The sequence below is a fragment of the Archangium sp. genome, from assembly GCF_045802675.1.
GTDB lineage: Bacteria > Myxococcota > Myxococcia > Myxococcales > Myxococcaceae > Archangium.
In genome coordinates this window covers 69,377-94,487 of sequence record NZ_JBJMQO010000017.1, presented here as the reverse complement: position 1 = coordinate 94,487, position 25,111 = coordinate 69,377, and the positions used below count along the sequence as shown (strand labels likewise).

19 protein-coding genes are annotated in these 25,111 nt (G+C 70.4%); 11 read left to right on the top strand and 8 right to left on the bottom strand.

Annotated elements, in window-relative coordinates; all coding sequences use genetic code 11:
- The first annotated feature begins 76 nt into the window (after positions 1-76).
- Entirely contained in the window at positions 77-844 is a 768-nt protein-coding gene (locus ACJ8AN_RS03880; RefSeq protein ID WP_407753847.1) for a M23 family metallopeptidase, read from the top strand.
- 9 nt (positions 845-853) lie between these two features.
- Here the strand turns inward: ACJ8AN_RS03880 and ACJ8AN_RS03875 are convergent, their stop codons facing one another.
- The 4 genes from ACJ8AN_RS03875 to kefC form a co-directional block, all read right to left on the bottom strand.
- A complete protein-coding gene (locus tag ACJ8AN_RS03875) occupies positions 854-1,327 on the bottom strand; it encodes a hypothetical protein (protein WP_407753846.1) in 474 nt (157 codons plus the stop codon).
- A gap of 111 nt (positions 1,328-1,438) precedes the next feature.
- Entirely contained in the window at positions 1,439-3,130 is a 1,692-nt protein-coding gene (locus tag ACJ8AN_RS03870; protein ID WP_407753845.1) for a GTPase, read from the bottom strand.
- 51 nt (positions 3,131-3,181) lie between these two features.
- The gene (locus ACJ8AN_RS03865; protein WP_407753844.1) at positions 3,182-4,084 is read right to left on the bottom strand and encodes a CPBP family intramembrane glutamic endopeptidase; all 903 of its coding nucleotides are present in this window, start codon (positions 4,082-4,084) and stop codon (positions 3,182-3,184) included.
- A 19-nt stretch (positions 4,085-4,103) separates the two neighbouring features.
- Complete coding sequence (gene kefC, locus ACJ8AN_RS03860) at positions 4,104-5,879, bottom strand: glutathione-regulated potassium-efflux system protein KefC (RefSeq protein ID WP_407753843.1); 1,776 nt, start codon at positions 5,877-5,879, stop codon at positions 4,104-4,106.
- Positions 5,880-5,995: 116 nt separating this feature from the next.
- On the opposite strand from kefC, the gene ACJ8AN_RS03855 reads away from it, so the two are divergent.
- From ACJ8AN_RS03855 to ACJ8AN_RS03820, 8 genes are all read left to right on the top strand, one after another.
- Complete coding sequence (locus ACJ8AN_RS03855; RefSeq protein WP_407753842.1) at positions 5,996-7,093, top strand: two-component system sensor histidine kinase NtrB; 1,098 nt, start codon at positions 5,996-5,998, stop codon at positions 7,091-7,093.
- Positions 7,094-7,098: 5 nt separating this feature from the next.
- Positions 7,099-8,478, top strand: coding sequence for a sigma-54-dependent transcriptional regulator (locus tag ACJ8AN_RS03850; RefSeq protein ID WP_407753841.1), 1,380 nt, complete (start codon positions 7,099-7,101; stop codon positions 8,476-8,478).
- A 114-nt stretch (positions 8,479-8,592) separates the two neighbouring features.
- Positions 8,593-10,248: a chemotaxis protein CheA gene (locus ACJ8AN_RS03845; protein ID WP_407753840.1), complete on the top strand. Its 1,656-nt coding sequence runs from the start codon at positions 8,593-8,595 to the stop codon at positions 10,246-10,248.
- 28 nt (positions 10,249-10,276) lie between these two features.
- A complete protein-coding gene (locus ACJ8AN_RS03840) occupies positions 10,277-11,980 on the top strand; it encodes a methyl-accepting chemotaxis protein (RefSeq protein ID WP_407753839.1) in 1,704 nt (567 codons plus the stop codon).
- 9 nt (positions 11,981-11,989) lie between these two features.
- Positions 11,990-12,511: a chemotaxis protein CheW gene (locus ACJ8AN_RS03835; RefSeq protein ID WP_407753838.1), complete on the top strand. Its 522-nt coding sequence runs from the start codon at positions 11,990-11,992 to the stop codon at positions 12,509-12,511.
- Positions 12,511-13,407, top strand: a complete 897-nt coding sequence (locus tag ACJ8AN_RS03830; protein WP_407753905.1) for a CheR family methyltransferase — start codon at positions 12,511-12,513, stop codon at positions 13,405-13,407. The genes ACJ8AN_RS03835 and ACJ8AN_RS03830 overlap by 1 nt, the downstream gene beginning before the upstream one ends.
- A gap of 3 nt (positions 13,408-13,410) precedes the next feature.
- Positions 13,411-14,484, top strand: a complete 1,074-nt coding sequence (locus ACJ8AN_RS03825; protein WP_407753837.1) for a chemotaxis response regulator protein-glutamate methylesterase — start codon at positions 13,411-13,413, stop codon at positions 14,482-14,484.
- Between the two features lie 128 nt (positions 14,485-14,612).
- A complete protein-coding gene (locus tag ACJ8AN_RS03820) occupies positions 14,613-19,403 on the top strand; it encodes a metallophosphoesterase (RefSeq protein WP_407753836.1) in 4,791 nt (1,596 codons plus the stop codon).
- 9 nt (positions 19,404-19,412) lie between these two features.
- Here ACJ8AN_RS03820 and ACJ8AN_RS03815 read toward each other — a convergent pair whose 3' ends face one another.
- Complete coding sequence (locus ACJ8AN_RS03815) at positions 19,413-19,754, bottom strand: carboxymuconolactone decarboxylase family protein (RefSeq protein WP_407753835.1); 342 nt, start codon at positions 19,752-19,754, stop codon at positions 19,413-19,415.
- Positions 19,755-19,784: 30 nt separating this feature from the next.
- A complete protein-coding gene (locus tag ACJ8AN_RS03810) occupies positions 19,785-20,027 on the bottom strand; it encodes a peroxidase (RefSeq protein WP_407753834.1) in 243 nt (80 codons plus the stop codon).
- A gap of 109 nt (positions 20,028-20,136) precedes the next feature.
- Between ACJ8AN_RS03810 and ACJ8AN_RS03805 the strand changes: the two genes are divergently transcribed.
- Together ACJ8AN_RS03805 and ACJ8AN_RS03800 are read left to right on the top strand one after the other, a co-directional pair.
- Positions 20,137-23,289: a TonB-dependent receptor domain-containing protein gene (locus ACJ8AN_RS03805; RefSeq protein WP_407753833.1), complete on the top strand. Its 3,153-nt coding sequence runs from the start codon at positions 20,137-20,139 to the stop codon at positions 23,287-23,289.
- A 15-nt stretch (positions 23,290-23,304) separates the two neighbouring features.
- On the top strand, positions 23,305-24,003 hold the full coding sequence (locus ACJ8AN_RS03800; RefSeq protein WP_407753832.1) for a hypothetical protein: 699 nt from the start codon (positions 23,305-23,307) through the stop codon (positions 24,001-24,003).
- Here the strand turns inward: ACJ8AN_RS03800 and ACJ8AN_RS03795 are convergent.
- Both ACJ8AN_RS03795 and ACJ8AN_RS03790 read right to left on the bottom strand, forming a co-directional pair.
- Positions 24,000-24,395: a response regulator transcription factor gene (locus tag ACJ8AN_RS03795; RefSeq protein ID WP_407753831.1), complete on the bottom strand. Its 396-nt coding sequence runs from the start codon at positions 24,393-24,395 to the stop codon at positions 24,000-24,002. The two genes, ACJ8AN_RS03800 and ACJ8AN_RS03795, sit on opposite strands and share 4 nt — an antisense overlap.
- 201 nt (positions 24,396-24,596) lie before the next feature.
- On the bottom strand, positions 24,597-25,058 hold the full coding sequence (locus tag ACJ8AN_RS03790; protein WP_407753830.1) for a carbonic anhydrase: 462 nt from the start codon (positions 25,056-25,058) through the stop codon (positions 24,597-24,599).
- Between the last annotated feature and the right edge of the window lie 53 nt (positions 25,059-25,111).

Sequence of the window (25,111 nt, the reverse complement as noted above, 5' to 3'; positions counted from 1 at the left end):
TGAGCGGGCGAGGAGCGGAGCGGGAAAGAGTTTGGAATAGTGCACGGGCCTTCTGTCGTTTTCGCGCGGCCCACTCATGATCCTGCCCACGCTCTTCCTGCTTGCTTCCGCTCCGGCAGTCCCCTCCGCCCGCAACACCGTGGCTCCCGAAATGGGCGTCCCCTTCGCTTGCGGCCGTGTGTTCCCGGTCAGCCAGGGCCACGACACGGGCAGCCACCTGCAGAACGACACCTACGCGTGGGATTTCCGCATGCCCATCGGCACGCCCGTCGTCGCCGCTCAGGACGGCGTGATCCGCATGGCGCGCGGTGACAGCACCCAGGGCGCCTGCGACCCCAAGATGGCGCCCTACGCCAACTACATCGTCATCTCCCACTCGGGCGGCGTCGAGACCCAGTACCTCCACTTCAGTGCCGTGGTGGTGAAGCCCGGTGACACGGTGCGCAAGGGCCAGCTCATCGGCTACTCGGGCAACACCGGCTGGTCCTGCGGCCCCCACCTGCACTTCAAGGTGGCCCAGACCATGGGCTCCGGGTGGAACAACCCCTCCGTCCCCGCCCTCATCTCCGGCTATGGCGATCCGGTGCGCGACACGCTCATCGCCGCGCCCTCGTGCGGCAACTCGGGTGACATGCCGGTGATGGCCGCCAATGATCCCCGTGGCAACGAGTCGCTCGCTCCCGCGGGTGTCCCGTCGCGCGAGGGCGAGCAGGCCGCCGGTGGTATTCCTCCCGGTGCCAAGGCCGTGCTGGACCAGGTCTCGCGCACGGCCTCCGAGGCCACCCAGAAGCGGGACCCCGCGCCCGAGGCCCGTGCCTCCGATGGCGCGGGCGGCTCGCGCTAGCGAGTCGTATTACCGCCGAGGGCCGGACAGCCGCAGCGTGATGGGCCGCGAGGTCGTCGGTCCGCCGCAGCGCGTGATGCGTTGGGCCTCGAGGGAGACCTCGAGGCTGTCCCCCTTCAGCGCTCCGCTCCCACCGGTGATGCTCAGCGTGGAGGTGCAGGAGTCCTCGGAGGGCAGCGCGCAGGAGCGGCCGTGGAGGGTGAAGGCGTGCTCGCCGAGCATCTTCCCGCGCAACTCGCAGCCGAGGGCCGAGAGCGCCAGGGACACGGCCTCCGAGGAGTCGCCCGATTGGAGCACGAGGGTCTCGCTCGCCGGTTGGGAGCTCGAGACGCCACTCGTGATGGTGATGAGGCTTCCCGTGACGTCGTAGGTGCCGAGGAGCCGCTGACGGGCCTCGAGCAGTGCGTCCTCCTCCGGTTCCGGGCCGCCGCAGGCGGACACGACGAGGCATACGAACGGGACGAGGGTAGGCAGAAGGCGCATGGCGGTGGCCTCCAGAGGTAGGGGTGCGTCTGACAACCCCAAGCTGGTGCCTGCTCGCCTGGGCAGCACCCGTCCCCTGGTACGATAGAAATGTCGTCCCGTGGAACCTGCTCAAGACTGGCGCAGCAGGGCGCGGGCGGCCTCGCGTGCCGGCCGGAGACTGTCCTGCACCGACTCGCCCAGCCGGGCGCCGAGGGAGCCCAGCAGCGCGCTGAAGCGTCCGAGGCCCGCGCGTCGCACGGCGCGCGTCGTCCCCGCCAGGCTCGCCGAGGCCAGCAGCGCCCCGGCTCCCGCCAGCAGCGCGAAGAGTGCTCCCGCGTTGAGGAAGTAGTCCACGCCCAGCAGCGGGCCCTCGACGTACGCGCGCACCACGCGGTAGCCCACATGCCCCAGCAACGCGAGCAGCGGCAGGTTGATGAGCGGCAGCAGCAGCCAGCGAGCCGTGCGCCACCAGCCGGCCACCGTCTCCGCCACCCCCGTTGTCACGGTGTAGCGCCAGGCGCTCGCGCGCGCGGACTTCAGCTCCACCAGCAACGTCTCCACCCCGGGCAGCCCGAGCGTCTCCGGGGACAGCCCGCTCGCGTGCGCTAGACTCCGCGCCTCCGCCAGCGCGGCGCGCGCGGCCCCCTCCACCGAGAGGTCATCCTCGAAGGGCTCCACCACCGCCGTCTCCGCGGCCCGGGCGCGCGTCTTGTCCCGCACCGCGTCGAGCACCGTGGAGGTCGCCGCCACCGCCAGCCCCACCGGCAGGCTGCGCCGCGCGAGCAGCGTCGCCGCGCCCAGGCCTCCCGCGCCCACGTACGAGAGCCGCATGCCCCACGCCGCCGGCCCCCAGAAGCGCCCCGCCGCCTGGCTGCGCACCTCCGAGGCCAGGTGTCCCTGCGCCAGCGCCAGCCGCAGGTCGAAGTCCGCCTTGAGCCCCTCCGAGGCGCGTGTGAGGCCCGACTCCAGCGCGGCCTTCGCGCGCGCCAGCGTGTCCTCCGTCTCCTTCAGCGCGCCCTCCACCCGCGAGCGGATTTCCTCCAGCGCGCCCTGGGCGTTGCCGCGCCGCACGCGCTCGGCCACCGCCTGCGTCGCCAGGGACTTGAGGTGGAAGAGGAAGGCGCCGAACTCGCCCGACGGGTCCTTGCCCTCCTTCGCGGCCCGGCCGCTGATGGCGAACACGGGCACGGACTCCGCCGGCAGCCCGTACTGCTCCACGGCCAGCTTGCGCGCCTGCGCCTTGAGGGCCTCGCGCGAGTCGGCCGACAGCTCGTCCGCGAAGTTGATGAGGAACACGAGCGCGCGGCGCCGGGCGAAGCCGGCGAGGAATTCGGCCTGGGTGGCCTCGGCCACGCTGCCCCGGTGCATCACCACCAGCGCCACGTCCGCGCGCTCCAGGGCGGCACGCGCCACCTCGCGGTGCACCGTGGCCACGCTGTTGAGGTCCGGCGTGTCGATGAACACCTGGCCGCTCCACAGGCCGCGCGGGTCCGGTGTGTAGCGCACCACCCGCGCGTCCACCCGGGCCAGCTCCTCCAGGCGGGCGCCCTCGGGGGCGAAGACGGTGGCGGCGGTGCTGGTGGGCCTGTCCTCGCCCTCGCGCGCGAGCGTCTGGCCGGCCAGCGCGTTGAGCAGGGTGGACTTGCCCGCGCCGGTGGCGCCCACGAGGGCGACGGTGAGGGGCGCGTCCTTGCGCTCCAGGCCTCGCGCGTAGTCCTGGCGCAGCCGCTCGAGGCGGACGGCATGGGGCTTCAGGGCTGGCAGGGCGAGCGCGGCGGAGAGCAGGGGCTCGAGCTCCTCGGGAGCGGGCAGGGTGTCCACGGGCCCCAGCCTCGCCAAGGAGCGCGCCCGTGCCCAGCGCCGAGTGCGGGGTTACGGGGCGGAGTGTTGGGGGAGCTTCACCGCGTGGCGGCACCGGCCCAGGGCGAGCGCGGCGAGCACCAGTGCCATGGGCAGCCAGCCCGGGGGCCCGTAGACGGCGCCGCGCGGCCCCACCTCCACGCCCTGCAGCAGCAGGGGCAGGCCCGCGGCCAGCGTGAGAATGGCGTTGGCGATGGTGGTGGGGATGACGCTGCGCGAGGCGAGCCGCAGCCACCCCAGCAGGGCCCCGAGCAGCGTGCAGGTGAGGACGAAGCCCACGCCGTGCAGGGGCGCCGGGCCCGAGGCCTCGGCCATGAAGAGCAGGGGCGGGGCGTACCACAGGCCCCAGAAGAGCCCGTGCAGCAGCAAGCCCTCCCACGGGCCGAGCTGCCGCATGAGATGGGTGAGGAAGTAGCCGCGCCAGCCAATCTCCTCCGCGAGCGCCTGGAGCCAGATGAGCAGCAGGGAGACGCCGAACGCCAGCGACATGAGGAGGGCGGCCGGCAGCGAGCGCACGGGGGGGTAGGCGGCGCGCGGGAAGGGCAGCTCGAGCGGGCCCGTGTAGCGCCGCAGCTCGTGCAGGCCCCAGGCGACGAGGAGCGCGGCCCCGGCGAGCACCAGGGGCGCGAAGGTGGCCAGGAGGTTGTACGGGAGCCGCGCGGGGTGCAGCCCGTGCTCCTTCGCGCCGGGCCGGTCCACCCAGCGGCGCACGAGCCAGGTGGCCGCCAGCGGCTGCCACCCCATGGTCACCGTGTAGAGCAGCGACGCGGCGAGCAGCGGGTGCGCGAAGCCGCGTGCCGCCCCGGACAGCACGTCGCGCAGCAGGAAGGCGGGGAGCCAGGCCAGGGCGAAGGTGAGGGCGAGGTAGAGGCCGGGCCCCTTCCACGAGGAGTCCGCGCGAGCCGTGGATGCCATGCGTCGATTCTACCGGGGCTCAGGCGGATTTCTTCTCGTCCTGCTCGAAGAGCTCCTCCAGCTCCTTGCGCGCCTTGGTCGCCAGCTCGACGAGCTTCTTCACGTCCCGGTGGTGCATGTACGTGGACTGCAGGAGCGCCTCGTCGTGCTGGCGGAAGCGCTCCAGCGCCGTCTTGCTCTCCGAGTACGTCAGCCCCAGCGCCTGGAGGAGGTCGCTCGTCATCTCCAGGCTGCCGGCGTACGTCTCGCGCATGACGTGGGTGATGCCCAGGTCCAGCAGCCGGTAGGCGTGCTGGCGGTTGCGCGCCCGCGCGAAGATGGTGAGGTGGGGGAAGTGCTGGCGCACCGTCTCCGCCGTGCGCATCGAGGCCTCCACGTCGTCGATGGCCAGCACGAACACCTTGGCGTGCTCGGCGCGCGCGGCCCGGAGCAGGTCCAGGCGCGAGGCGTCGCCGTAATGGACTTTGGTGTTGCCGAAGTTCTTGAGGAAGTCGATGTGCTCGGGGCTGGCGTCCAGGGCGGTGAAGCCGATGCGCTTGACGCGCAGCATGCGTCCCACCACCTGCCCCACGCGGCCGAAGCCCGCGATGATGACGGGGTTGTCTTGCTCGGGGGACACGTCGAAGGCGCGCTGCTCCTTCTTGTGGAAGCGCGGCCGCACGAGCTTCTCGTAGGCCATGAAGAGCACCGGGGTGACGGCCATGGAGAGGCTCACCACCACCACGAGCAGCTCCGCCAGCTCGCGCTCCATCACCCGGAAGCCCACCGCGAGCCCGAAGAGCACGAAGGCGAACTCGCCGCCCTGGGAGATGACCACCGCCATGCTCAGGGCGGGCTCGTTGCTCTTGAAGGCCCACTTGCCCAGGGCGAAGAGCACCAGCGCCTTGAGCGCCACCAGCCCGAGCACCAGGGCCACCACGCGCACGGGGCTGGTGGCGAGCAGGCCGAGGTTCACCGACATGCCCACCGCGATGAAGAAGAGGCCCAGCAGCAGGCCCTTGAAGGGCTCGATGTCGGCCTCCAGCTCGTGGCGGTACTCCGAGTCCGCCAGCAGCACGCCGGCGAGGAAGGCGCCCAGCGCCATGGACAGTCCCACCCGGCTCACCAGCATCGCCGTGCCCACCACCAGCAGCAGCGCGGTGGCGGTGAAGAGCTCCTGGCTGTGCAGCGAGGCCACGAAGCGGAAGAGGGGACGCAGCACGTAGCGGCCGCCCACGATGACGACCGCGAGCACGCCCACCACCTCGAGCGCCGACACCCACCCGGGCTGAGTGGACTGGGTGATGGGCTCGCCGAGGAAGGGCAGCAGCGCCAGCAGCGGGATGACGGCCAGGTCCTGGAAGAGGAGGATGCCGAAGGAGGCCCGGCCGTGCTCCGTCGTCAGCTCGTTCTTCTCCGCGAGCAGCTGGAGCGCGAAGGCGGTGGAGGACAGCGACAGCCCCAGTCCGGCGATGAGCGCGGTGGGCAGCCGCAGCCCGAGCACCAGCCCCACGCCCGCGAGCAGCGCCCCCGTGCCCACCACCTGCAGGCCACCCAGGCCGAACACCGAGCGGCGCAGCTCCCACAGGCGCGAGGGCTGCAACTCCAGGCCGATGAGGAAGAGCAGCAGCACCACGCCCAGCTCCGCGAAGTGGAGGATGCTCTCCACGTCGGAGATGAAGCCCGCGCCCCACGGCCCGATGACCATTCCGGCCGCCAGGTAGCCGAGCACCGAGCCCAGGCCCAGCCGCTTGAAGAGGGGGACGGAGACCACCGCCGCGGCGAGGAAAATCAGTGCCTGGTGCAAGAAGGACATGGGGCGCCTTCATGGCATGGCGTCCCGAGCGGGAGCAATACGGGGGCCCTGGAAGGCGGTTCCCTTTGCCCATGCCCCATCCCGTTCCTCTCGTCCCGGCCGCCCATCCCGCTCCCATGCCCGCCCTCCTGATGGGCGAGGAAGGGTTCCGCCTCCTGGTCGAGAGCGTGGAGGACCTCGCCCTCTTCATGCTCGGGCCGGAGGGCCGCATCGCGAGCTGGAACGTGGGCGCCGAGCGCATCACGGGCTACTCCGCCGAGGAGGTGCGCGGGGTGCACGTCTCCCGCGTCTACCTCGAGGAGGACCTCGCCGCGGGCGCGCCCCGGCGGGTGCTGGACGAGGCGGAGGCGCGGGGCAGGGCGCGGACCGAGGGCTGGCGGGTGCGCAAGGACGGCTCGCGCTTCTACTCGCTCACGCACTACACCGCGACGAGGGACGCGGACGGGCGGCTGCTGGGCTTCACCGGTATGACGCGTGACATCACCGCGCGCCGGGAGACCGAAGCCCGGTTGTGCGAGGCGCTCGAGTCGCTGCGCCGCAACGAGACGCTCTCGAAGATGGGCGCGCTGGTGGCCGGCGTGGCCCACGAGGTGCGCAACCCCCTCTTCGGCATCTCCGCCACCCTGGAGGCATTCGAGGCGCAGCATGGCGGTCGGCGGGAGACCGCGCCCTATGTCTCCATGCTCCGGCGCGAGGTGTCGCGCCTCAATGCGCTCATGCACGGGCTGCTCACGTACGGCCGCCCGCCAAGCACCGAGCTCCATCCCTGCACCCTCTCCGGCGTACTCCAGGAAGCGGTGGAGGCCACCTCCGCCCTCGCCCGCGAGCGGGGCGTGCACGTGGAGGTGCGGGTGGAGCCGCGCCTGCCCCGCGTGCCCATGGATCCGGGCCGGCTCGCGCAGGTGTTCCAGAACCTGCTGGCCAATGCGCTTCAGCACTCGCCGGGCGGCACCACCGTGCGGCTCACCGCGCGGCGGCTCACCGACGAGGGCCTCCCCCGCGTCGAGTGCCTGGTGATGGACGAGGGTCCCGGCTTCCCGCCCGAGGACCTGAGGCAAGTCTTCGAGCCCTTCTATACCCGCCGCCCGGGGGGAGTGGGCCTGGGCCTCTCCATCGTCCAACGTATCGTGGAGGAGCATCGCGGGACGGTTTCGGTGGGCAACGCGCCCGAGGGGGGCGGTGAGGTCCGCGTGTGCCTCCCCGCGGGGGGATGAGCCACATGCGAGGCAGGGTCCTCGTGATCGACGACGAGCCAGCGGTCCGCTTCGGCATCCGCCACTTCCTCGAGGCCCATGCGCTGGAGGTGCTGGAGGCCGAGAGCTGCCGCGAGGCGCGAGAGCTCTTCCGCAAGGGCCGGCCGGACGTGGTGCTGCTCGACTACCGGCTGCCGGATGGCACCGCGCTCGAGCTGCTCCCGGAGCTGCGCGCGGTGGACCCCTCCATCCCCGTGCTGGTGCTCACCGCGCATGTCTCCATCGACATCGCCGTGCAGGCCATCAAGCTGGGCGCGGAGCACTTCCTGCCCAAGCCGCTGGAGCTGCCCGCGCTGCGGGTGATGGTGGAGCGCCTGCTGGAGACGCAGCGGACGCGGCGGCGTCAGCAGGCCCAGTGCGCCAGCGGCCCCGAGGAGCTCAATCCCTTCCTGGGCGAGAGCCGGGCCATCCGCGAGCTGGAGGCCACGGCGCGCCGGCTGCTGGACAGCGACAGCCCGGTGCTCATCCAGGGGGAGACGGGCTCGGGCAAGGGCGTGTTGGCCACGTGGTTGCACCAGCATGGCGCGCGCGCGGGAGGCCCGCTGGTGCAGCTCAACTGCGCGGGCCTGTCGCCCCAGTTCCTGGACACGGAGCTCTTCGGCCACGAGCGCGGCGCCTTCACGGGCGCTGTCGGCCGCAAGCAGGGCCTGCTGGAGGTGGCGCACCGGGGCAGCGTGTTCCTCGATGAGATTGGGGACATGGACCCGCAGGTGCAGCCGAAGCTGCTCAAGGTGCTGGAGGAGAAGCACTTCCGGCGGCTGGGCGAGGTGGAGGACCGCTCGGTGGACGTGCGCCTCATCGCCGCCACGCACCACGACCTCGCCGGGGCGGTGCGGGCGCAGCGCTTCCGCGGGGACCTCTACTTCCGCATCAGCACGCTGCCGCTGCAGCTGCCCGCGTTGAGGGCGCGGCCCGAGGACCTCCCGCTGATTGCCCGGGACATGCTCGCGCGGCTGTCGCGGGAGCTCGGCCGGCCCCGGCTGGAGCTGACGCCTGACGCCGAGTCGGCCCTGCGCGCCTACGCGTGGCCCGGCAACCTGCGCGAGCTGCGCAACGTGCTGGAGCGCGCCGTGCTCCTCTCCTCCACGCCCGTGCTGCGGCCGGACGACCTGCGATTCAACCACGCCATGGCGCGAGCGCTCTCTCCCTCGACAGTCGAGGCGCCGCCGCTACAATGCGCCGACGCGGAGCTGGATTTGACCCTCCAGGAGCTCGAGCGCCTCCACATCGCCCGGGTGCTCGCCGCCGAGGGCGGGCACGTGGAGCGGGCGGCCAGACGGCTCGGCATTCCGCGCAGCTCGCTCTACCAGAAGCTCAAGCAGTTGGGCCTCTCGTCCAAAGTCTAGAATCCAGAATCCAGACGTCAGACAGCGCCCGTGTCTGTCTTTGCGCCGGGCCGCGATTCCAGGGGGTTGTCGGCCGCCAAGCCATGGCGTGCGGATTGCTCCTGCCCGGGCTGAATGAAGTCCGAGTTGGAGAAGATCCACGTCCTCTTCCTTACCGAGGCGGAGGAGCAGCTCGCCAGCCTGGAGCAGGACCTGCTCGCGCTGGAGACGTCGCCCGGTCCGGAGAGCCTGCGAGCGGTCTTCCGCACGGTGCACACGCTGAAGGGCGGTGCCGGGGCCATGGGCTACCACGAGGCGGTGGAGCTCGCCCATACGCTCGAGGAGCTGCTCACCCGGCTGGAGGCCGGCGTGCTGGTGCTGCACTCGGGACTGGGCACCCTGCTGCTGCAGGCGGTGGACGCGCTGCGCGAGCTGGTGGGCCTGCGGCCCGTGGCCGAGCCCGACCTGCGCATGCCCGCCAAGGACGTGCACAGCCTGCTGGCCTGCACCGTCGAGGCCGCCCGGCCCATCACGCCCCGCTCGAAGGGAGGCAGCGCGGAGCCGTCGGGCCTCGCCACGCAGGCCGAGCCCACCGAGCCGCATCGGGCCCGTGAGCGCACCCTGCGCGTGGGGCTGGACCGGTTGGACCGGATGTTGGACCTCACGGGGGAGATCGCCATCGCGCGCGGGCGGCTCACCACGATGCTCGCGCAGGCGCATCGCTACACGCCGGAGCAGCTGCTGGAGGCGCACCGCGAGTCGGACCGGCTCTACCTGGACCTGCAGGAGCTGGTGATGAAGGTGCGGATGGTGCCCATCGGCCGCACCTTCCAGCCCTACACGCGCACGGTGCGGGACCTGAGCCTGAGCACCGGCAAGCAGGTGCGGCTGGAGTTGAGCGGCGAGGACGTGGAGGTGGACACCACCGTCACCGAGCTCATCCGCGACCCGCTCACCCACCTGGTGCGCAACGCGATGGACCACGGCGTGGAAGCGCCCGAGGTGCGCCAGGCGCGAGGCAAGGCGCCCACCGCCACGCTGGCGCTGCGGGCCTGGCACGAGGCGGGCAGCATCATCATCCAGGTGTCCGATGACGGCGCGGGGCTGGACCGCGAGCGCATCCTCGCGCGGGCGCGGGAGCGCGGGCTGGTGGGGCCGGAGGAGTCGCCGCAGGATGGGGACCTCTTCCGCCTCATCTTCGAGCCGGGCTTCTCCACCGCCGAGCGCGTCACCGAGCTGTCCGGGCGGGGCGTGGGCATGGACGTGGTGAAGCGCAACGTGGACCAGCTGCGCGGCACCATCACCGTGAACAGCGTGCCCGGCCAGGGCACCACCTTCGGGCTGCGCCTGCCGCTCACCCTCTCCATCATCGAGGGCTTCTCGGTGGGCGTGGGGGAGGAGACGTACGTGATTCCGCTGGAGCACGTGCTCGAGTGCGTGGAGCTGCCCGCGCCCGAGCGCCGCGCCGGCCGCACCGGCTTCTTCAACCTGCGGGGCGAGCCGCTGCCCTACCTGCGCCTGCGCGAGCAATTCGCGCTCGAGGGCGAGCCACCGCCGCGCGAGAGCATCGTCGTCATCGGCCAGGGCCGGGGGCGCGCGGGCCTCGCCGTGGACGCGCTGCTGCGCCAGGGCCAGACGGTCATCAAACCCCTGGGCAAGCCGTGCCAGGGCCTGCCCGGGCTGGCCGGCTCCTCCTTGATGGGGGACGGCCGGGTGGCCCTCATCCTCGACGTTCCCGCGCTGCTCCAGCAGGCCCTGAAGGCCTCCCCTCCCGCCTCCGCCGCAGCCTGACTTCCTTCCCCTTTTCGCGATCCCCTCCATGACCTGGTTCCACGATCTGAAGATCTCCTCCAAGCTGCTCATCACCTTCCTCTGCCAGGGCGCTCTCATCCTGTTGTTGGGCTTCATTGCCATGGGCCAGATGGAGGGGATGAACCAGGTGACCGACGAGGTGACCGACAAGCGGGTGCCGAGCATCGTCTACGTCTCGGCCGCGAACACCGACACCTCGGACTTCGTCATCGCCGAGATGATGCACGTCATCTCGACCGACCCCGCGGAGATGGCCGAGCAGGAGCGGACCATGCGGTCGCTGCGGGAATCCATCGAGCACGGGCTCGACAGGTACGAGCCGCTCATCGCCCACGATGAAGAGAAGCGCATGTACGAGTCGTTCACCCAGCTCTGGAATGACTACCTGGAGGAGCACGACAAGGTCATCGCGCTCTCCCGCGCGGACAAGAAGGACGAGGCCCTCGTGCTCATCCGTGAGCATGCGCGGCGGGCCTACGATGCCGCCAATGACAAGCTGCAGGGACTGGTGGGCGTCATCCAGGCGACCACTCAGAAGGCGTCGGAGCAATCGGATGCCACCTATGCGCTCGCGCGGGGGTGGATCATCGGCTGCATGGCGGTGGGCTTCCTCTTCGGCCTGCTGCTCAGCGTCCTCATCGCCCGGGTCATCTCCCGGCCGCTGAACAACGCGGTGCTGGCGGCGGGCCGTATCGCCGAGGGGGACCTCACGGTGCGAATCTCCGTGGAGTCGCAGGACGAGACGGGCCGGCTGATGGCGGCGCTGCAGCGCATGGTGGCCAAGCTGGCCGAGGTCATCAGCGAGGTGCGCGAGGGGTCCGGCGCGCTCGCCTCGGCGTCGGCGCAGGTGTCGTCCTCCTCGCAGAGTCTCTCCCAGGGCACCAGCGAGCAGGCCAGCAGCGTGGAGCAGACCACCTCCAGCCTGGGGCAGATGACGGCGAGCATCACCCAGAACCGCGACCACGGCCGGCAGATGGAGCGGATGGCCGTGCAGGGCGCCCGGGATGCAGAGGAGAGCGGCAAGGCGGTGAAGGAGACGGTGGAGGCCATGGGCTCCATCGCCGAGAAGATCTCCATCATCGAGGAGATCGCCTACCAGACGAACCTGCTGGCGCTGAACGCGGCGATTGAAGCGGCGAGGGCTGGAGAGCATGGCAAGGGCTTCGCGGTGGTGGCCACGGAGGTGCGCAAGCTGGCGGAGCGAAGCCGCACGGCCGCCAGGGAGATCAGCGGGCTGGCGACGAGCAGCGTGAAGGTGGCGACGCGCTCGGGAGAGCTGCTGGAGGCGCTGGTGCCCTCCATCCGCAAGACGGCGGACCTGGTGCAAGAGGTGGTGGCGGCCTCGGCAGAGCAGGCCAGCGGTGTGGACCAGATGGGCAAGGCCATGCAGCACGTGGAGGAGGTGACGCAGCGCAACGCCTCGGCGTCGGAGGAGCTGGCGTCCACGGCGGAGGAACTGTCGGCGCAGGCCGAGGCGCTGCTGCAGCTGGTGTCCTTCTTCAGCGTGGAGGACGGCCCCGAGCGCGGTTGGCGCATGGCATCCCGCTCCACTCCAGGTGCTTCCTCCGGGAACCCGGCCGGGCGGAGCTCCTCCGCGGCGCAGGGGCTGAAGGCGGCGGCGAACGCGCTCGGTCCGGTGGCCCCGGCACGCGACAAGCCCTCGGCTCCCGCCTCGCTCCCGGACGAGGACCGTGACTTCAAGCGCTTCTAGGTGACAGCCATGAGCACACAGACTTCCGCCGTCTCCACCCAGTACCTCAGCTTCATCATCGCCGGAGACGAGTACGCGCTCGGCATCCTGCAGGTGAAGGAGATCATCGAGTACGACACCGTCACGCGCATTCCCGGCGCGCCCGTCTGGGTGCGTGGCGTGTTCAACCTGCGCGGCAGCGTGGTGCCCGTGGTCGACTTGGCGGTGAAGCTGGGCATGTCTCCCTCCACCCTCACCCGGTGGAGCTGCATCGTGGTGGTGGAGGTGAAGCTGGGCGGAGACCGGCTCGTCCTCGGGCTGCTGTCGGACGCCATCGGCCAGGTGATGGAGCTGGAGCGGGGGGACGTGGTGCCGCCGCCCGCCTTCGGCACGCCGGTGAACGTGGACTACCTGCTGGGCGTGGGCCGCGTGGGCACCGGCAAGAAGTTCGTGCTGCTGCTGGACATCGACAAGGTGCTCAGCAGCCAGGAGGTCCTGTCGGCCAGCGTGCTGGCGGGCCCCGGGGACATTCCCGTGGAGTCCAAGGCTTGATGGAGGAGGTCCACGTGGTGCCGCGCCTTCCCCAGGAGCCCTCGCCGCTCACCGACAAGGAGTTCGCCGGCTACCAGCGGCTCGTCTATCGCGAGGCGGGCATCTGGCTGTCTCCGGCGAAGCGGGCGCTGCTGATGGGGCGCGTGTCGCGGCGGCTGCGCGAGCTGGAGGGGCTGTCGTTCGGCGCCTACCTGCGGCTGGCGGAGGAGGACGAGGTGGAGCGGGTGCGGCTGCTGGACGCGCTCTGCACGCACGAGACGCACTTCTTCCGCGAGCCCCGGCACTTCGAGCTGCTGGAGCGCGAGGTGCTGCCGCGCTGGCGGGAGCGGGGCGATACCGGGAGCGGCGAGGGGCGGCGGGTGCGGGTGTGGAGCGCGGGGTGCTCGACGGGCGAGGAGCCCTTCACCCTGGCCATGGTGCTGCGCCACCACCTGCCGGCCGCGGAGGGGTGGAACATCGAGATTCTGGCGACGGACCTCTCCACGCGCGTCCTCGAGCGGGCGCGCCAGGCGCTCTGGCCGGTGGAGAAGGCGGAGGAGATTCCGAAGCCCTACCTGCGCGGGTACATGCTCAAGGGCGTGGGCAGCCAGGAAGGGAAGATGAAGGCCGGTCCCGAGCTGCGCTCGCTGGTGCGCTTCCAGCGGGTGAACCTGAACGACGGCGCGGGGTTGTCGGGGCGCTTCGACCTCGTCTTCTGCCGCAACGTGCTCATCTATTTCGACGCGTCCTCGAAGGCGCGGGCGGTGGAGCGGCTCCTGGGCCACCTGTCTCCCCACGGGCTGCTGTTCCTCGGACATGCCGAGAGTCTCTCGGGGCCCGGGTGGCGCGTGCGCACGGTCATGCCTACCGTCTACGCGCCACGGCTCACGGCCGGTGAGACAGGCGGACGGAGGTAGGCCATGGCTCCGGTGCTGCGCGTGCTGGTGGTGGATGACTCGGCGGTGGTGCGCCAGGGCGTGTTGATGCTGCTCGAGCGCGTGCCGGGCATGGCGGTGGAGGTGGCGTCGGATCCGCTCATCGCGCGCCAGAAGATGAAGAGCCACCGGCCGGACGTCATCCTGTTGGATTTGGAGATGCCGCGCATGGACGGGCTGACGTTCCTGCGCGAGCTGATGCGGGAAGAGGAGCCGGTGCCGGTGGTGGTGTGCTCGGGGCTGGCGGGGCCGGGCTCGGAGCTGGCGGTGCGCGCGCTGCAGGAGGGCGCGGTGGAAATCATCGCCAAGCCCATGCTGGGCGTGGGGGACTTCCTGCGCGAGTCCCGGGCGCGGCTGCTGGAGTCCCTCCGCAACGCGGCGCGGGCACGGGCCCGGCTGGCGCGGCGCACACCCCCGGTGAAGGCGGAGCTGGAGCCGCCGGAGCGGCCCACGGACCCGCTGCTCACGGTGACGACGGACAAGGTGGTGGCGGTGGGGGCCTCCACGGGAGGCACCGAGGCGCTGCGGCAACTGTTGGAGCCGATGCCTCCGGACTGCCCGGGGCTCGTCATCGTGCAGCACATGCCGGAGCAGTTCACCTCGGCCTTCGCGAAGCGGTTGAACCAGCTGTGCCGCATCGAGGTGAAGGAAGCGGAGCAGGGGGACGCGGTGCGGCAGGGCAGGGCGCTCATCGCGCCGGGCAACCGGCACCTGCGGGTGAGGCGCACCGGCGGTCACTACCAGGTGGAGGTGTTGGACGGCGGGCGCGTGTCGGGGCACAAGCCGAGCGTGGACGTGCTGTTCCAGTCGGTGGCGCGGGCCGCGGGGGAGAACGCGGTGGGCGTGCTGCTGACGGGGATGGGGGATGACGGCGCGGACGGGCTGCTGGTGATGAAGCAGGCCGGCGCGGCGACGATTGCCCAGGACGAGGCGAGCTGCGTGGTTTTCGGGATGCCGCGCGCGGCCATCGAGCGCGGGGCGGTGGACGAGGTGCTTCCGCTCGGTGCCATCTGCGAGGCCGTGCGGCGCCGGGCCCGGCAGCGGGCCCGAGCCTCCTGACCCGGTGGGTTTGACTCGGAGTGGAGTTGCTTCTCGGGGCTGTGTGACCAATGCCATGCTGGGCCCCAGCTCGATTCGCTGGGGGAAACGTGGCACGGCTTGGTTGGCTTCACCTGTCGGATCTCCACATGGGGTTCCGTGGCTCACGGTTGGTCATCTCCGAACACCGGGAAGCGTTCGAGCAGGATCTCCGCAAGATGCACGCCCGCACGGGCCCCTGGGACCTGGTGTTCATCTCGGGGGACCTCACGCTCACGGGCAGCGCGCGCGATTTCTCGCTGCTGAACTCGACCCTGAGCTCTCTGTGGGAATTCCTGCGGGTCCTGGGTTCGGACCCCTGTCTGATGGTGGTGCCGGGCCCCCATGATCTCTGGCAGAAGCCTCCCTTCGTGGCCGACCTCTTGAAGGGGTGGGATCTGGGGCGGGGGCTTCGGGAGGCGGAGTCGAGGCAGCTCGCACAGGACGTCGAGCGCGCGCTCGCTCCGTTCAACGATTGGTCGAGCGCGTGGCAGCAAACGCACTCCTCGCCCCTGCTTCGGAAGTTCCGCCCTGGCCTCCATCCAGGGGACTTCGTCGCGACGGTCGGCAAGCAGGAACTGACGATCGGGGTCGTCGGGCTCAACTCGCTCTTCAACCTTCCCGCGAGCACACAGGACACGCAGCAGGCCGGTCGGGATACGGTGATGGCGGCCACGGGCGTGAGCGCTCGGAAATGGGCGTTCCATCACGACCTCGTGCTGGTGCTGACGCACCATGCGCCCTCCCTGCTGCACGCCTCGCAGGTGACCCAATTCCATCGCAACCTCGCACCGCCGGGGAGCTTGCTCCTGCACCTGTGCGGCGGACGGAACCGGGAGGACTGGGTCAAGACCTTCGACCCGCCCCATCGCGCCCATACCGTTCAGGCCCTGTCTTTGTTCGGCGGATCCAAGGATGACTCGGGGGCCCTGCCGCTCTTCTCTGGAGCGGCCAGTGCTTCCATGGTGCATGGCCGGTGGGGCTACACGGTGGGGGAGATCGATGTGTCCGCTTCGCGCGGGCGGTTGAAGCTCTTTCCCCGCGTCGTGTCCTTCTCCAAGGGCGTCCCCTCCCTGGTGCCGGATGCACGGTGGGTGTCCGACTCCAGTGAGTCCTTCGAGAGACTCTTCGCGGGTCTGAAGGGGCTATCGGACGCCTCCGAGAACAAGCCCGGTGCGCCGAAGCCCGCGGAGGCGCGGAAGCCGGTGAAGGATGCGCCTCGCGAGGGCGAGAGCCCCTCGGAGCTCCGGGAAGTGGAGTGGACGCCGAAGGTCCGGCCGCCGCCTCCGGGTGTAAAGCCGCTGGACTTCCTGCTCACCGGCTCCGAGCTGGTCAACGGGATGGCGTGGGCGCCCGCGGGAGATGCGCTCGCGATGGGCCTGTCGACCGGGGAGCTCCTCTGTTGGGAACCTGGGGCGGGGGATGGTGTGGCGCGCTGGCGCTCGAAGGCGCACGCGACGGCGATCATGGAGGTCTGTTTCTCGCCGGATGGCCAGATGCTGGCGTCCCGCTCCCGGAACGCCATCCACCTGTGGCTCGTGGATGGAGCCCGGAGCAATACGTTCGAGACCCTGGCGGGCTCGAAGGGCGTGAGCGCCTGGTCCTCCACGGGCTTGCTCGCCATCCATGACGAGCAGGGCGGCTCCGTCCGGTTCTGGGATGCGCGGAGCCGGGCCTGGGTGGACTCCTCGCCCCTGCCGGCCACGGTGCTGTATTGCATGGCCTGGTCGCCCGATGGACGGATGCTGGCCTGCGGGGGAGTGGGTAAGGACGCGCTCTCCCTCTACGTCGTGCAACAGGGGTACCCCGTGCTCGCGATACGGTTGGGGCCTCCCTGGGAGCATCATGTCGACATCCTCGGCATCGCCTGGATGCCGGACTCCTCCCGGTTCGCCATGGCCTGCCGGGACCGGAACATCTACGTCGTGGATACCCGGGAGGGCTCGCAGGGGCTCGTGCTGGAAGGTCATACGGGCGCCGTCACGAGCGTCTCGTTCTCCTTCGATGGCCGCCTGCTCGCCTCCAAGTCGACGGATGGCACCGTGTGCTTGTGGCGCACGGATACCTGGGAGCAGGTGGCGGTGCTCGCGGAGGCCACGTCGGGCCTGTCCGAGGCGGGACTGGCCTTCTCTCCCACCGCGCACGTCCTGGCGAGCGTGAGGCCCGGCAAGCGGGGCGTCCAACTCTGGGAACTGGATGTGGGCGCCCTGTTGGGGGCGAAAGCTCCCTCCAAGACAGTCCACGAGGTCAGCGCCAAGGTGGTGCTGGTGGGCGAGGGGCGCGTGGGCAAGAGCTGTCTGGCCCTGCGCATGGGCAAGGACCGCTACGAGGAGCTGGACCCCACGCACGGCATGCAGTTCTGGTCCCTGCCCGCCGAGCAGCCCGACCCGGGCGGAGTCGCGGCCGCGGTTCGGCGGGACATCATCCTGTGGGACATGGGCGGGCAGAGCGAATACCAGCTCGTGCACCAGCTCTTCCTGCGCGACTCGACCGTGGCCCTGATGGTGATGGAGCCCGGACGCGGGGAGAGCGCCCTGGAGGAAATCGAGGGGTGGAACCAGCGCCTGCTGGCCCAGTCCGGGGGCCGCAGCATCCGCAAGCTCCTGGTGGGGACCAAGGTGGACAGCGCCCTGTCCCCGGTGAATCTCCCGGCCATCGAGGAGCGGCTCCAGCGGCTCCAGTTCGACGCGTATGTCTCCACGAGCGCGAAGACGGGCCAGGGCATCGCCTCGTTGAAGGCAGCCCTGGCCCGGGCCATTGATTGGGACAACCTCGAGAAGGTCAGCCGCCCCGAGCTGTTCCAGCGCCTGCGCCAGCACATCCAGCGGTTGCGCGAGGCCCGGCGCGTGGTGCTCACCTTCTCCGAGCTGGAGGGCGAGCTGCGCGCCGAGGCCGGGGAGTCCTTCGACCCGGAAGCGCTCCGGGCCGTGGTCGGTCACCTCTCCCGGCAGGGGCTCGTGGCGGACACCCGGATGGCGGATGGGACGCGGGTGCTCATCCTGGAGATAGAGCAGGTGGAGCGCTACGCGGGCTCGCTCATCATCGCCGCCAGGGACAACCCCCATGGGGTTCCCGCCATCGACCTTGCGAAGGTGATGTCCTCCTCGATGCGGTTTCCGCGCCTCCCGCCCGAGGAGCGGCTGCGCCGGGACCAGGAGCTGGCGGTGCTGGATTGTGTCATCGGGCTGCTGCTCGAGCATGGCCTGTGCCTGCGCCATGAGGGCCTGCTCATCTTCCCCTCGCTCTTCCAGCCCACGCAGCCGGAGATGGGCACGAGCTTCCCGTACGCCATCTCGCTGCACTACGACTTCTCGGGTCCCATCGACAACATCTACGCGTCGCTCATCACCTCGCTGGCCATCAGCCAGCGCTTCGGCTCGATGCGGCTGTGGGAGGACCGGGCCGAGTTCGGCCGCGCGGGAGGCGAGACCTCGGGGGTTCGCCGGGTCCAGAGCCGTGGCCAGAGCGCGCGGGGGTACGCGCGGCTGGAGGTCTATTTCGACACGTCGACGATGGCGGCCACGCGCGAGCTGTTCGTGAACTTCATCGAGCAGCACCTGCGCGAGAAGGGCGTGGAGCTGCAGGAGCGGTTGACCCTCACCTGCGCGTGTGCGCGGGTGTTCGAGGAGGACGTCGTCCGGGAGCGGCTGTCCGCGGGGTTGCTGGACATCGGCTGTCCGGCCTGTGACCGCCGCACCCCGCTCACGCCCGGCGCGCAGCAGTCCCGAGAGCTCAACCCGGAGCTGATGAATCAGCTCCAGGCGCTGCGGATCATCGTCTATGAGCAGCGCGCGGAGGACGTCATCGATACGAAGATCGACCTCACGAAGGCGAAGGAGGAGGCCCCCAGCCAGGACCCCATCCGGATCCTCCACTTGAGCGACCTGCACATCGGTGCGGGGGATGATCCGCTCAGCCTGCTCCAACCGCTGATGGCCGACCTGCAGGACAGGCACGAGGGCCTGGGCGTGGAGCGGCTGGACTACCTGGTCATCTCCGGGGACATCACCAACCGGGCTTCGCCCCAGGAGTTCGAGAAGGCGCGCGAGTTCGTCTCCGGCCTCATCAAGGAATTCGGGCTGACGGCCGAGCGCTGCATCATCGTTCCCGGCAACCATGACCTGGACTGGGACACGGAGGTCTACGACTGGAAGAAGAAGCGGCACGTGGACGTGAGCACGCTCGCGCGCGGCTCGTTCCGCGAGGCGGGTGAGGATGGCTACCGCATCCGCGATGACGCGAAGTACCCGGAGCGTTTCAAGAACTTCTCCCAGTACTTCTACCACCCGCTCACCCAGAGGGCCTATCCGTTCGCGCCCGAGGAGCAGTGTCTGTCGTTCCTGTTCAGCGACTCACGGCTCCAATTCCTGGCGATGAACTCGGCCTGGGAGATCGACGAGTACTTCCGCGAGCGCTCGGGCATTTCCGAGAAGGCGCTCTCGCGGGGGCTCGCCGCCGCGGAGCAGGACGTGCGCAAGGCCCGTGAGGGTAGCGAGCTCGCGGACGGGGCGAAGGTGCTGCGGCTCGCCGTCTGGCATCACCCCATCACGGGCAACGAGAAGATGCAGGACGATGCCTTCGTCGCCCGGTTGCTCCAGAAGGACGTCCGCGTCTGCCTCCATGGTCACGTGCACGAGGACCGGGTGGACCTCGTCAACCATGTCCATTCGGAGCGGAGACTGCATGTCGTGGGCGCTGGCAGCTTCGGGGCCCCGACACGCGAGCGGCCCGAGTCGACGCCGCGCCTCTTCAACCTGCTGGAGGTGCAGCGGGACCTCCAGCGGGTGCGGGTCCACACCCGGTGCCTGCGCAAGCACGGGGGCGTCTGGGAGGGGTGGGCGGTATGGCCCGGAGAGAAACCGGGCGAGCGCCGCACGTACTACGACATGACGTTGCCCTGACCGCGTCCCTCACTTCTTGTCGGGCGGAGGCGGCTGCGGGGGCCCGGCGTAGCCTCCCGTCGCGAGCCGCTCGGCGCCGCGCGCGTAGACCTCGACGGGGTGCTCGCGCACTCCGGTCGCATCCGCCCACCGGTTGTAGAAGTTGAAGAGCGCGCACACGGTGATGGCGTCGTAGAGGGCCTCGTCCGACCAGCCCGTCGCCTTCACCGCGTCCACGTCCTCCTGTTGGATGCGCTCCGACTCGCGGTTGACCTTCTCCACGAAGCGGAACAGGGCCCGCTCGGCCTCGGAAATCGGGGCGGTGTCGAGATTCTCCAGGACGGCCTGGACCTTGCGCTCATCTCCCAGCAATCGCGCCGCGACCGCGGCGTGCGAGTCCGTTCAAAATACACATTCGTTGCGCCGCGAGGTGAAGGCGGCGATGAGCTCGCGCATGCCGGGCGGCAGCGGCGAGGGGCCACGCATGGCCGCCTGGGTGAGCTGCGTGAGCGCCGCCGTCATCTCCGGCTTGAAGGCCAACAGGTGCCACAGGCCAGACGGGGGCACGCTCGTCTGCCGGGCGCGCCGGATGAGCTCCGAATAGGGGCCCATGCCTTCGTGTGACTCGACGTCCTTGAGGAACATGTGTCCGGCCTGCCTCTCTTGTTTTCCCGGGGAAACCCAGTGTACCACAGTGAACAGTGGTGCCGGTCCGCATGGAGCGGAGGGGCGCCACGACAGAGGGGTCACTCCGTTGAATCGACGTCTTCAGAGAAACCAGGCGCGCGTCTTCGTGGCCGCGCTGTCGCTGGGCGTATGCGCACCCGCCCTGGCGCAGCAGAGCACCTCCGTGCTGACGGGCACGGTGGTGGACGCGGGCGACAAGAAACCCGTCGCGGACGTGGTGGTCACCGCCACCTCTCCCAACCTCCAGGGCGAGCAGGTGGCCGTCACCGACGCCACGGGCCTGTACCGCATCGCGCAGCTGCCGCCCGGTGTCTACACGCTGCGCTTCGAGAAGGAGTCCTACAAGCCCTACGCGCGTGATGCCATCACCCTGCGCCTCAACAGCACCGTGCGCTACAACGCCGAGCTGCTCCCCGAGTCCTTCCAGGGCGAGGTCTTCGTCGTGGCCGCCGCGCCCGCCGTCGACGTGGGCTCCACCCGCACCGGCACGAGCGTGGACAAGGAGCTGATGAACCGGCTCGCCGTGGTGCGGCCCGGCTCCAAGGGCTCGGCGTCGCGCTCCTTCGAGAGCCTCGCGGAGCTGGCGCCCGGGGCGAGCGCGGATGCCTATGGTGTCTCCATCAGCGGCACCACCTCGCCGGAGAACGGCTTCCTGGTGGATGGCCTGTCCACCGGCAACCCCGCGCTCGGCATCCTCGGCACGCCGCTGTCGGCCGAGTTCATCCAGGAGGTCAACGTCATCACCGGCGGCTTCATGCCCGAGTTCGGCCGCGCCACCGGCGGCGTGATGACGGCCGTCACGCGGTCCGGCTCCAACGAGCTGCACGGCTCGGTGTTCGGCAACCTCACGCCGGGCTACTCCGAGGGCACGCCCACCCGCGTGGCGCGCGAGGGCAACTCCATCACCACCAGCCAGCAGCTGTGGAACCTTGGCGACTTCGGCGCCACGCTGGGCGGCCCCATCCTCAAGGACAAGCTGTGGTTCTTCGCGGGCGTGGCTCCCTCCTTCACGCGCCGCGCGCTCGACCGCAACCTCAACGCCTTCGTGCTCGGCGAGGACGGCAAGCCCCTCAAGGACGCGAACGGCTTCTCGCGCACCGAGCCCCTGCCCAACACCGCCGCCCGCTACTTCGCCGACCAGCGTTCGGTGCAGTACCTCGGCAAGCTCACCTGGCAGGCTCACCCCGACCACAGCCTCACCCTGTCGGTGTACGGCACGCCGGGCAGCTCCGGTGGCAACGGCCGCTACGGCTACAACCTGGACAGCGGCGCCGTCGAGGTGGACAGCCTCACGGGCCGCTACGAGGCGCTCGCCCACCGCTACGACCAGGACGCGCGCGACGTCTCGCTCAAGCTGTCCTCGTCCTTCCTGGACAAGCGCGTGCTGCTCGACGCGAACGTGGGCTGGCACCACCAGTACGACTCCACGCTCCCGGTGGATGGCAGCGGCATCGGCAATGCCACGGGCCTGTCCGGCACGCCCCAGTTCGAGATGCGCCGCACCGGCACGCGCGCCTCGCCCAGCTACTACTCCATCAACGACCTGGAGCAGCTCGCCGACCCGTCGATGTGTGACCCCGCCGGCACGGCCAACGCCGTGCGCTGCCCGGTGGCCAGCAGCTACTTCCTCGGCGGTCCCGGCTTCCTCATGGAGCGCTCGGTGGACCGCTACCAGGCCAACGCCGTGGGCACGCTGCTGCTCAACGCGCTCGGCCACCACGTCATCAAGGCCGGCGTCGACGCCGAGGTGATGACCAACCGCGATGCGCGCGCCTACTCGGGCGGCGTCCTCTACCAGGAGTCCACGGACGGGAAGACGTTCACGGACTTCCGCTCGTTCGGCTACCTCACCGGCCCGGACCAGGTGGTCATCCAGCCCGTGGTGAACACCTCCACGCGCGCCGATGCCGTGGGCGCCTTCGTGCAGGACAGCTGGAGCATCCTCGACCGCGTCACCCTCAACGCGGGCCTGCGCTACGACACGCAGAACATCTACGGCACCGGCGGGGCCCTGGCCTTCGCGCTGCCCAACCAGGTGTCGCCGCGCGTGGGGCTCGTCTACGACTTCACCCAGAAGGGCCGCTCCAAGCTCTTCGCCAGCTACGCGCGCTACTACCAGAACGCGGTGCTGGCCATGGTGAACTCGCAGTTCTCCAACATCACCCGCCTCCGCGCCACGCGCAGCCGCGCGCCGCTCGCCGGAGGCCCGGGGTGTGATCCGCTCACCCAGCAAGCCCCGTACTCGGAGTGCCGCGACCCGAGCAACGTGCCCGTCCCCGCTGGCACCAGCACGGGCATCAGCCGCCAGTACACGCAGACCTTCGCCATCAACAGCCCGGTGGACCCGGAGCTCGAGCCCCAGTCCTCGGACGAGATCGTCCTCGGCGGTGAGTACGAAGTGCTCCCGCGCGCGACCCTCGGCGCCACGTACACGCGGCGCTCCATGAACCAGGTCATCGAGGACATGTCCATCAACGAGACGACGAACTACTTCATCGGCAACCCGGGCCGGGGAATTGGCGCGGCGTTCGACAAGGCGGTGCGCGACTACGACGGCGTCTCCGTCTACTTCAACAAGGCGTTCTCCGACCTGTGGCTCGTGCAGGCCAGCTACACCTGGTCCTCTCTGCGCGGCAACTACTCGGGCCTCTACCGCCCGGACGTCAACCAGCTCGCCCCCAACGTCACCTCGGACTTCGACCTCGTCTCCATGATGCAGAACAAGACGGGGCCGCTGCCGCTGGACCACACGCACGCCCTCAAGGTGTTCGGCTCGCGCGAGGTGGTGTTCTCCCCCACCGCGAGCGTGGACGTGGGCCTGTCGTACCGGGGCCTGTCGGGCGCGCCCATCAACGTGGAGGGCTCGCACTACCTCTACGGCGCCGGGAACAGCTTCATCCTGCCGCGCGGCAGCGGTGGCCGGCTGCCCTGGGTGCACAACGTGGATGCGCACGTGGGCGTCAATTACAAGCTCGGCCGGGGCCTCACCGGCACGCTCAGCCTGGACAGCTTCAACCTGTTCAACTTCCATGCCGTCACGTCGGTGGACCAGAACTACACCTTCGACAACATCGACGCGCTCGTGGGCGGCAAGACGTCGGACCTCGAGACCGTGAAGAACCGGGCGGGCCAGTCGCCGGCCCTCAACCCCAACTATCAGAAGCCCCTTTCCTACCAGGCGCCCCGCAGCTTCCGCATCGGCGCGCGTGTCTCGTTCTAACCGGAGCCAGCCATCATGAAGACACATCGAATCCTCGCGTGGATTCCGCTGCTCGGGTGCGCGGCCTGGTTGGGCGCGTGTGGTGCCGAGCAGCCGGCACCCCAGTGCACCGTGGGCCGCGGCGACCATGCCGTGCGCTACACGCTCAAGACGGGCTCGGGCTCGTGCGCGCAGAAGAAGGCCGAAGTCGTCGGCGCGCAGGCCTTCCGCACGCCCGGCTCCGGCGTGCCGCCCACGCTCGTGTTCAAGCCGGCCCCGCTCGCGGCGCTGGCGGGCAAGGACACGGACCCGGCGCACTCCGTGACGGCGACGGGGGACTTCACCACCGAGTACCCCGGCCAGGACGGCGTGTGCGCGGTGCCCACCATGTCCGAGGCGCGGCAGGTGGTGAGCTCGGACCCCGGGTCGACGGTGGACCTGCGCTACCAGTGGAGCCACCTGCGCATCCAGGACCAGGCGGCCATTCCGGGCACGCAGTGGACGGCGGAGCTGACGTACTCGGAGGGCGACTGCACGGCCACCTACGAGGCGGTGGGCGTGTTCCCGGCCATCAAGTGCGAGACGAAGGACGCGGCCGGCAAGACGGTGCGTGACCCGCGCGTGTGCAATCAGCCGCAGCCGGGTCTGTCGTTGGATCCAGCGTTCCCCGTCGAGTGCGAGGAGACCACCAACCTCTGCGTGCTGGTGGGGCAGCCGCCGGTGCTGAAGCCCTAGCCGGAGAGGGCGCTCGAGGAGCCACCCTGGCCTCCCTGGTTCAGGGCCTCCTCGAGCCGCCGCTCCAGCTCCCGGATGTCGAAGGGCTTGCGCAGCGAGGCGAAGGCCCCCAGCGTGTGGTGCTGGGGCAGTTGCTGCTCGAGATCCCTGTGGGCGGAGATGAGGATGACGGGGACGGGGTTGCCCCGCTGGCGCAGCTCGGCGAGCACCCGGGTGCCATCGAGCACCGGCAGCATCAGGTCGAGCACCACGACGTCGAACGCGTGCCGCGCCATCAGCTCCAGCGCGAGGGCGCCGTTCCCCGCGGAGGTGATGGCGTAGCGCACCTCGAGCAGCAGGGTGAGGGCCTCCAGGATGTCCGGGTCATCATCGACGACGAGCACGCGCTTCATGGGTTGCTCCGAGGGGGGCGGTGCGTCCATACGGAGTCCTCTACGGGTCGGGATGTGACTCGGGATGTTGTCCTCGGGGCCGGGGGCCTCGTGGTTGAAACCGCTCGTGGGCCGTTGATTCGAGGCGCGAGCGTTCCGTCCTCTTGCTGGGAGGGCGGACGGGCAGGGGCCAGGCCTCCTGCTCCGCGAGCACCCGGCCCGCTAGGTGGCGGGGATGGGCTCGAAGTGGATGGCGCTGCCGTGTGGGCGCACGAAGTAGAGGTGCACGGTGAGGTGGGGAAAGATTTTTCGCAGCTCGTCGGCGGCGGTGCGCAGGTCGGTGCGCTGCTGCTCGGCGACGAACTCCGCGCCGAGCGCACCGTGGCGGGACTGGTAGTAGCCGCAGCCGGCGTGGGCCAGGAGCAGCACCTCGGTGATGTGGTGGCCGCGGATGAGGAAGTGCGCCGCGCGCGTCACCATGTCGCTCTCGAGGTAGTCGGCCGACCAGCGGTTGAGCAGTCCGGGGCCCCCGGGGAGCGTCAGCGTGTCGATGCGCTCGTGGCCCAGGTGCTTCGCCAGGTCCTCCACCGCGTCCGTGAAGCGCCCATCCGAGCAATACACGGCGAGCACGTGGGGATGGCTGGCTTCGTAGGGCACCTGGGAGACGAACCGGGGCGTGGACATGCCCCAGGCTACCCCGGACCGGGGATGGTGCGGGCCTCCCCCGGCTGGTGCAT

What these genes read in the sequence shown, in the direction of transcription:
- ACJ8AN_RS03880 (WP_407753847.1), top strand. Translation starts at nt 77, where the DNA reads ATGATCCTGCCCACGCTCTTCCTGCTTGCTTCCGCTCCGGCAGTCCCC.
- ACJ8AN_RS03875 (WP_407753846.1), bottom strand. Translation starts at nt 1,327, where the DNA reads ATGCGCCTTCTGCCTACCCTCGTCCCGTTCGTATGCCTCGTCGTGTCC.
- ACJ8AN_RS03865 (WP_407753844.1), bottom strand. Translation starts at nt 4,084, where the DNA reads ATGGCATCCACGGCTCGCGCGGACTCCTCGTGGAAGGGGCCCGGCCTC.
- kefC (WP_407753843.1), bottom strand. Translation starts at nt 5,879, where the DNA reads ATGTCCTTCTTGCACCAGGCACTGATTTTCCTCGCCGCGGCGGTGGTC.
- ACJ8AN_RS03855 (WP_407753842.1), top strand. Translation starts at nt 5,996, where the DNA reads ATGCCCGCCCTCCTGATGGGCGAGGAAGGGTTCCGCCTCCTGGTCGAG.
- ACJ8AN_RS03850 (WP_407753841.1), top strand. Translation starts at nt 7,099, where the DNA reads ATGCGAGGCAGGGTCCTCGTGATCGACGACGAGCCAGCGGTCCGCTTC.
- ACJ8AN_RS03845 (WP_407753840.1), top strand. Translation starts at nt 8,593, where the DNA reads ATGAAGTCCGAGTTGGAGAAGATCCACGTCCTCTTCCTTACCGAGGCG.
- ACJ8AN_RS03840 (WP_407753839.1), top strand. Translation starts at nt 10,277, where the DNA reads ATGACCTGGTTCCACGATCTGAAGATCTCCTCCAAGCTGCTCATCACC.
- ACJ8AN_RS03835 (WP_407753838.1), top strand. Translation starts at nt 11,990, where the DNA reads ATGAGCACACAGACTTCCGCCGTCTCCACCCAGTACCTCAGCTTCATC.
- ACJ8AN_RS03830 (WP_407753905.1), top strand. Translation starts at nt 12,511, where the DNA reads ATGGAGGAGGTCCACGTGGTGCCGCGCCTTCCCCAGGAGCCCTCGCCG.
- ACJ8AN_RS03825 (WP_407753837.1), top strand. Translation starts at nt 13,411, where the DNA reads ATGGCTCCGGTGCTGCGCGTGCTGGTGGTGGATGACTCGGCGGTGGTG.
- ACJ8AN_RS03820 (WP_407753836.1), top strand. Translation starts at nt 14,613, where the DNA reads ATGGGGTTCCGTGGCTCACGGTTGGTCATCTCCGAACACCGGGAAGCG.
- ACJ8AN_RS03810 (WP_407753834.1), bottom strand. Translation starts at nt 20,027, where the DNA reads ATGTTCCTCAAGGACGTCGAGTCACACGAAGGCATGGGCCCCTATTCG.
- ACJ8AN_RS03800 (WP_407753832.1), top strand. Translation starts at nt 23,305, where the DNA reads ATGAAGACACATCGAATCCTCGCGTGGATTCCGCTGCTCGGGTGCGCG.
- ACJ8AN_RS03795 (WP_407753831.1), bottom strand. Translation starts at nt 24,395, where the DNA reads ATGAAGCGCGTGCTCGTCGTCGATGATGACCCGGACATCCTGGAGGCC.
- ACJ8AN_RS03790 (WP_407753830.1), bottom strand. Translation starts at nt 25,058, where the DNA reads ATGTCCACGCCCCGGTTCGTCTCCCAGGTGCCCTACGAAGCCAGCCAT.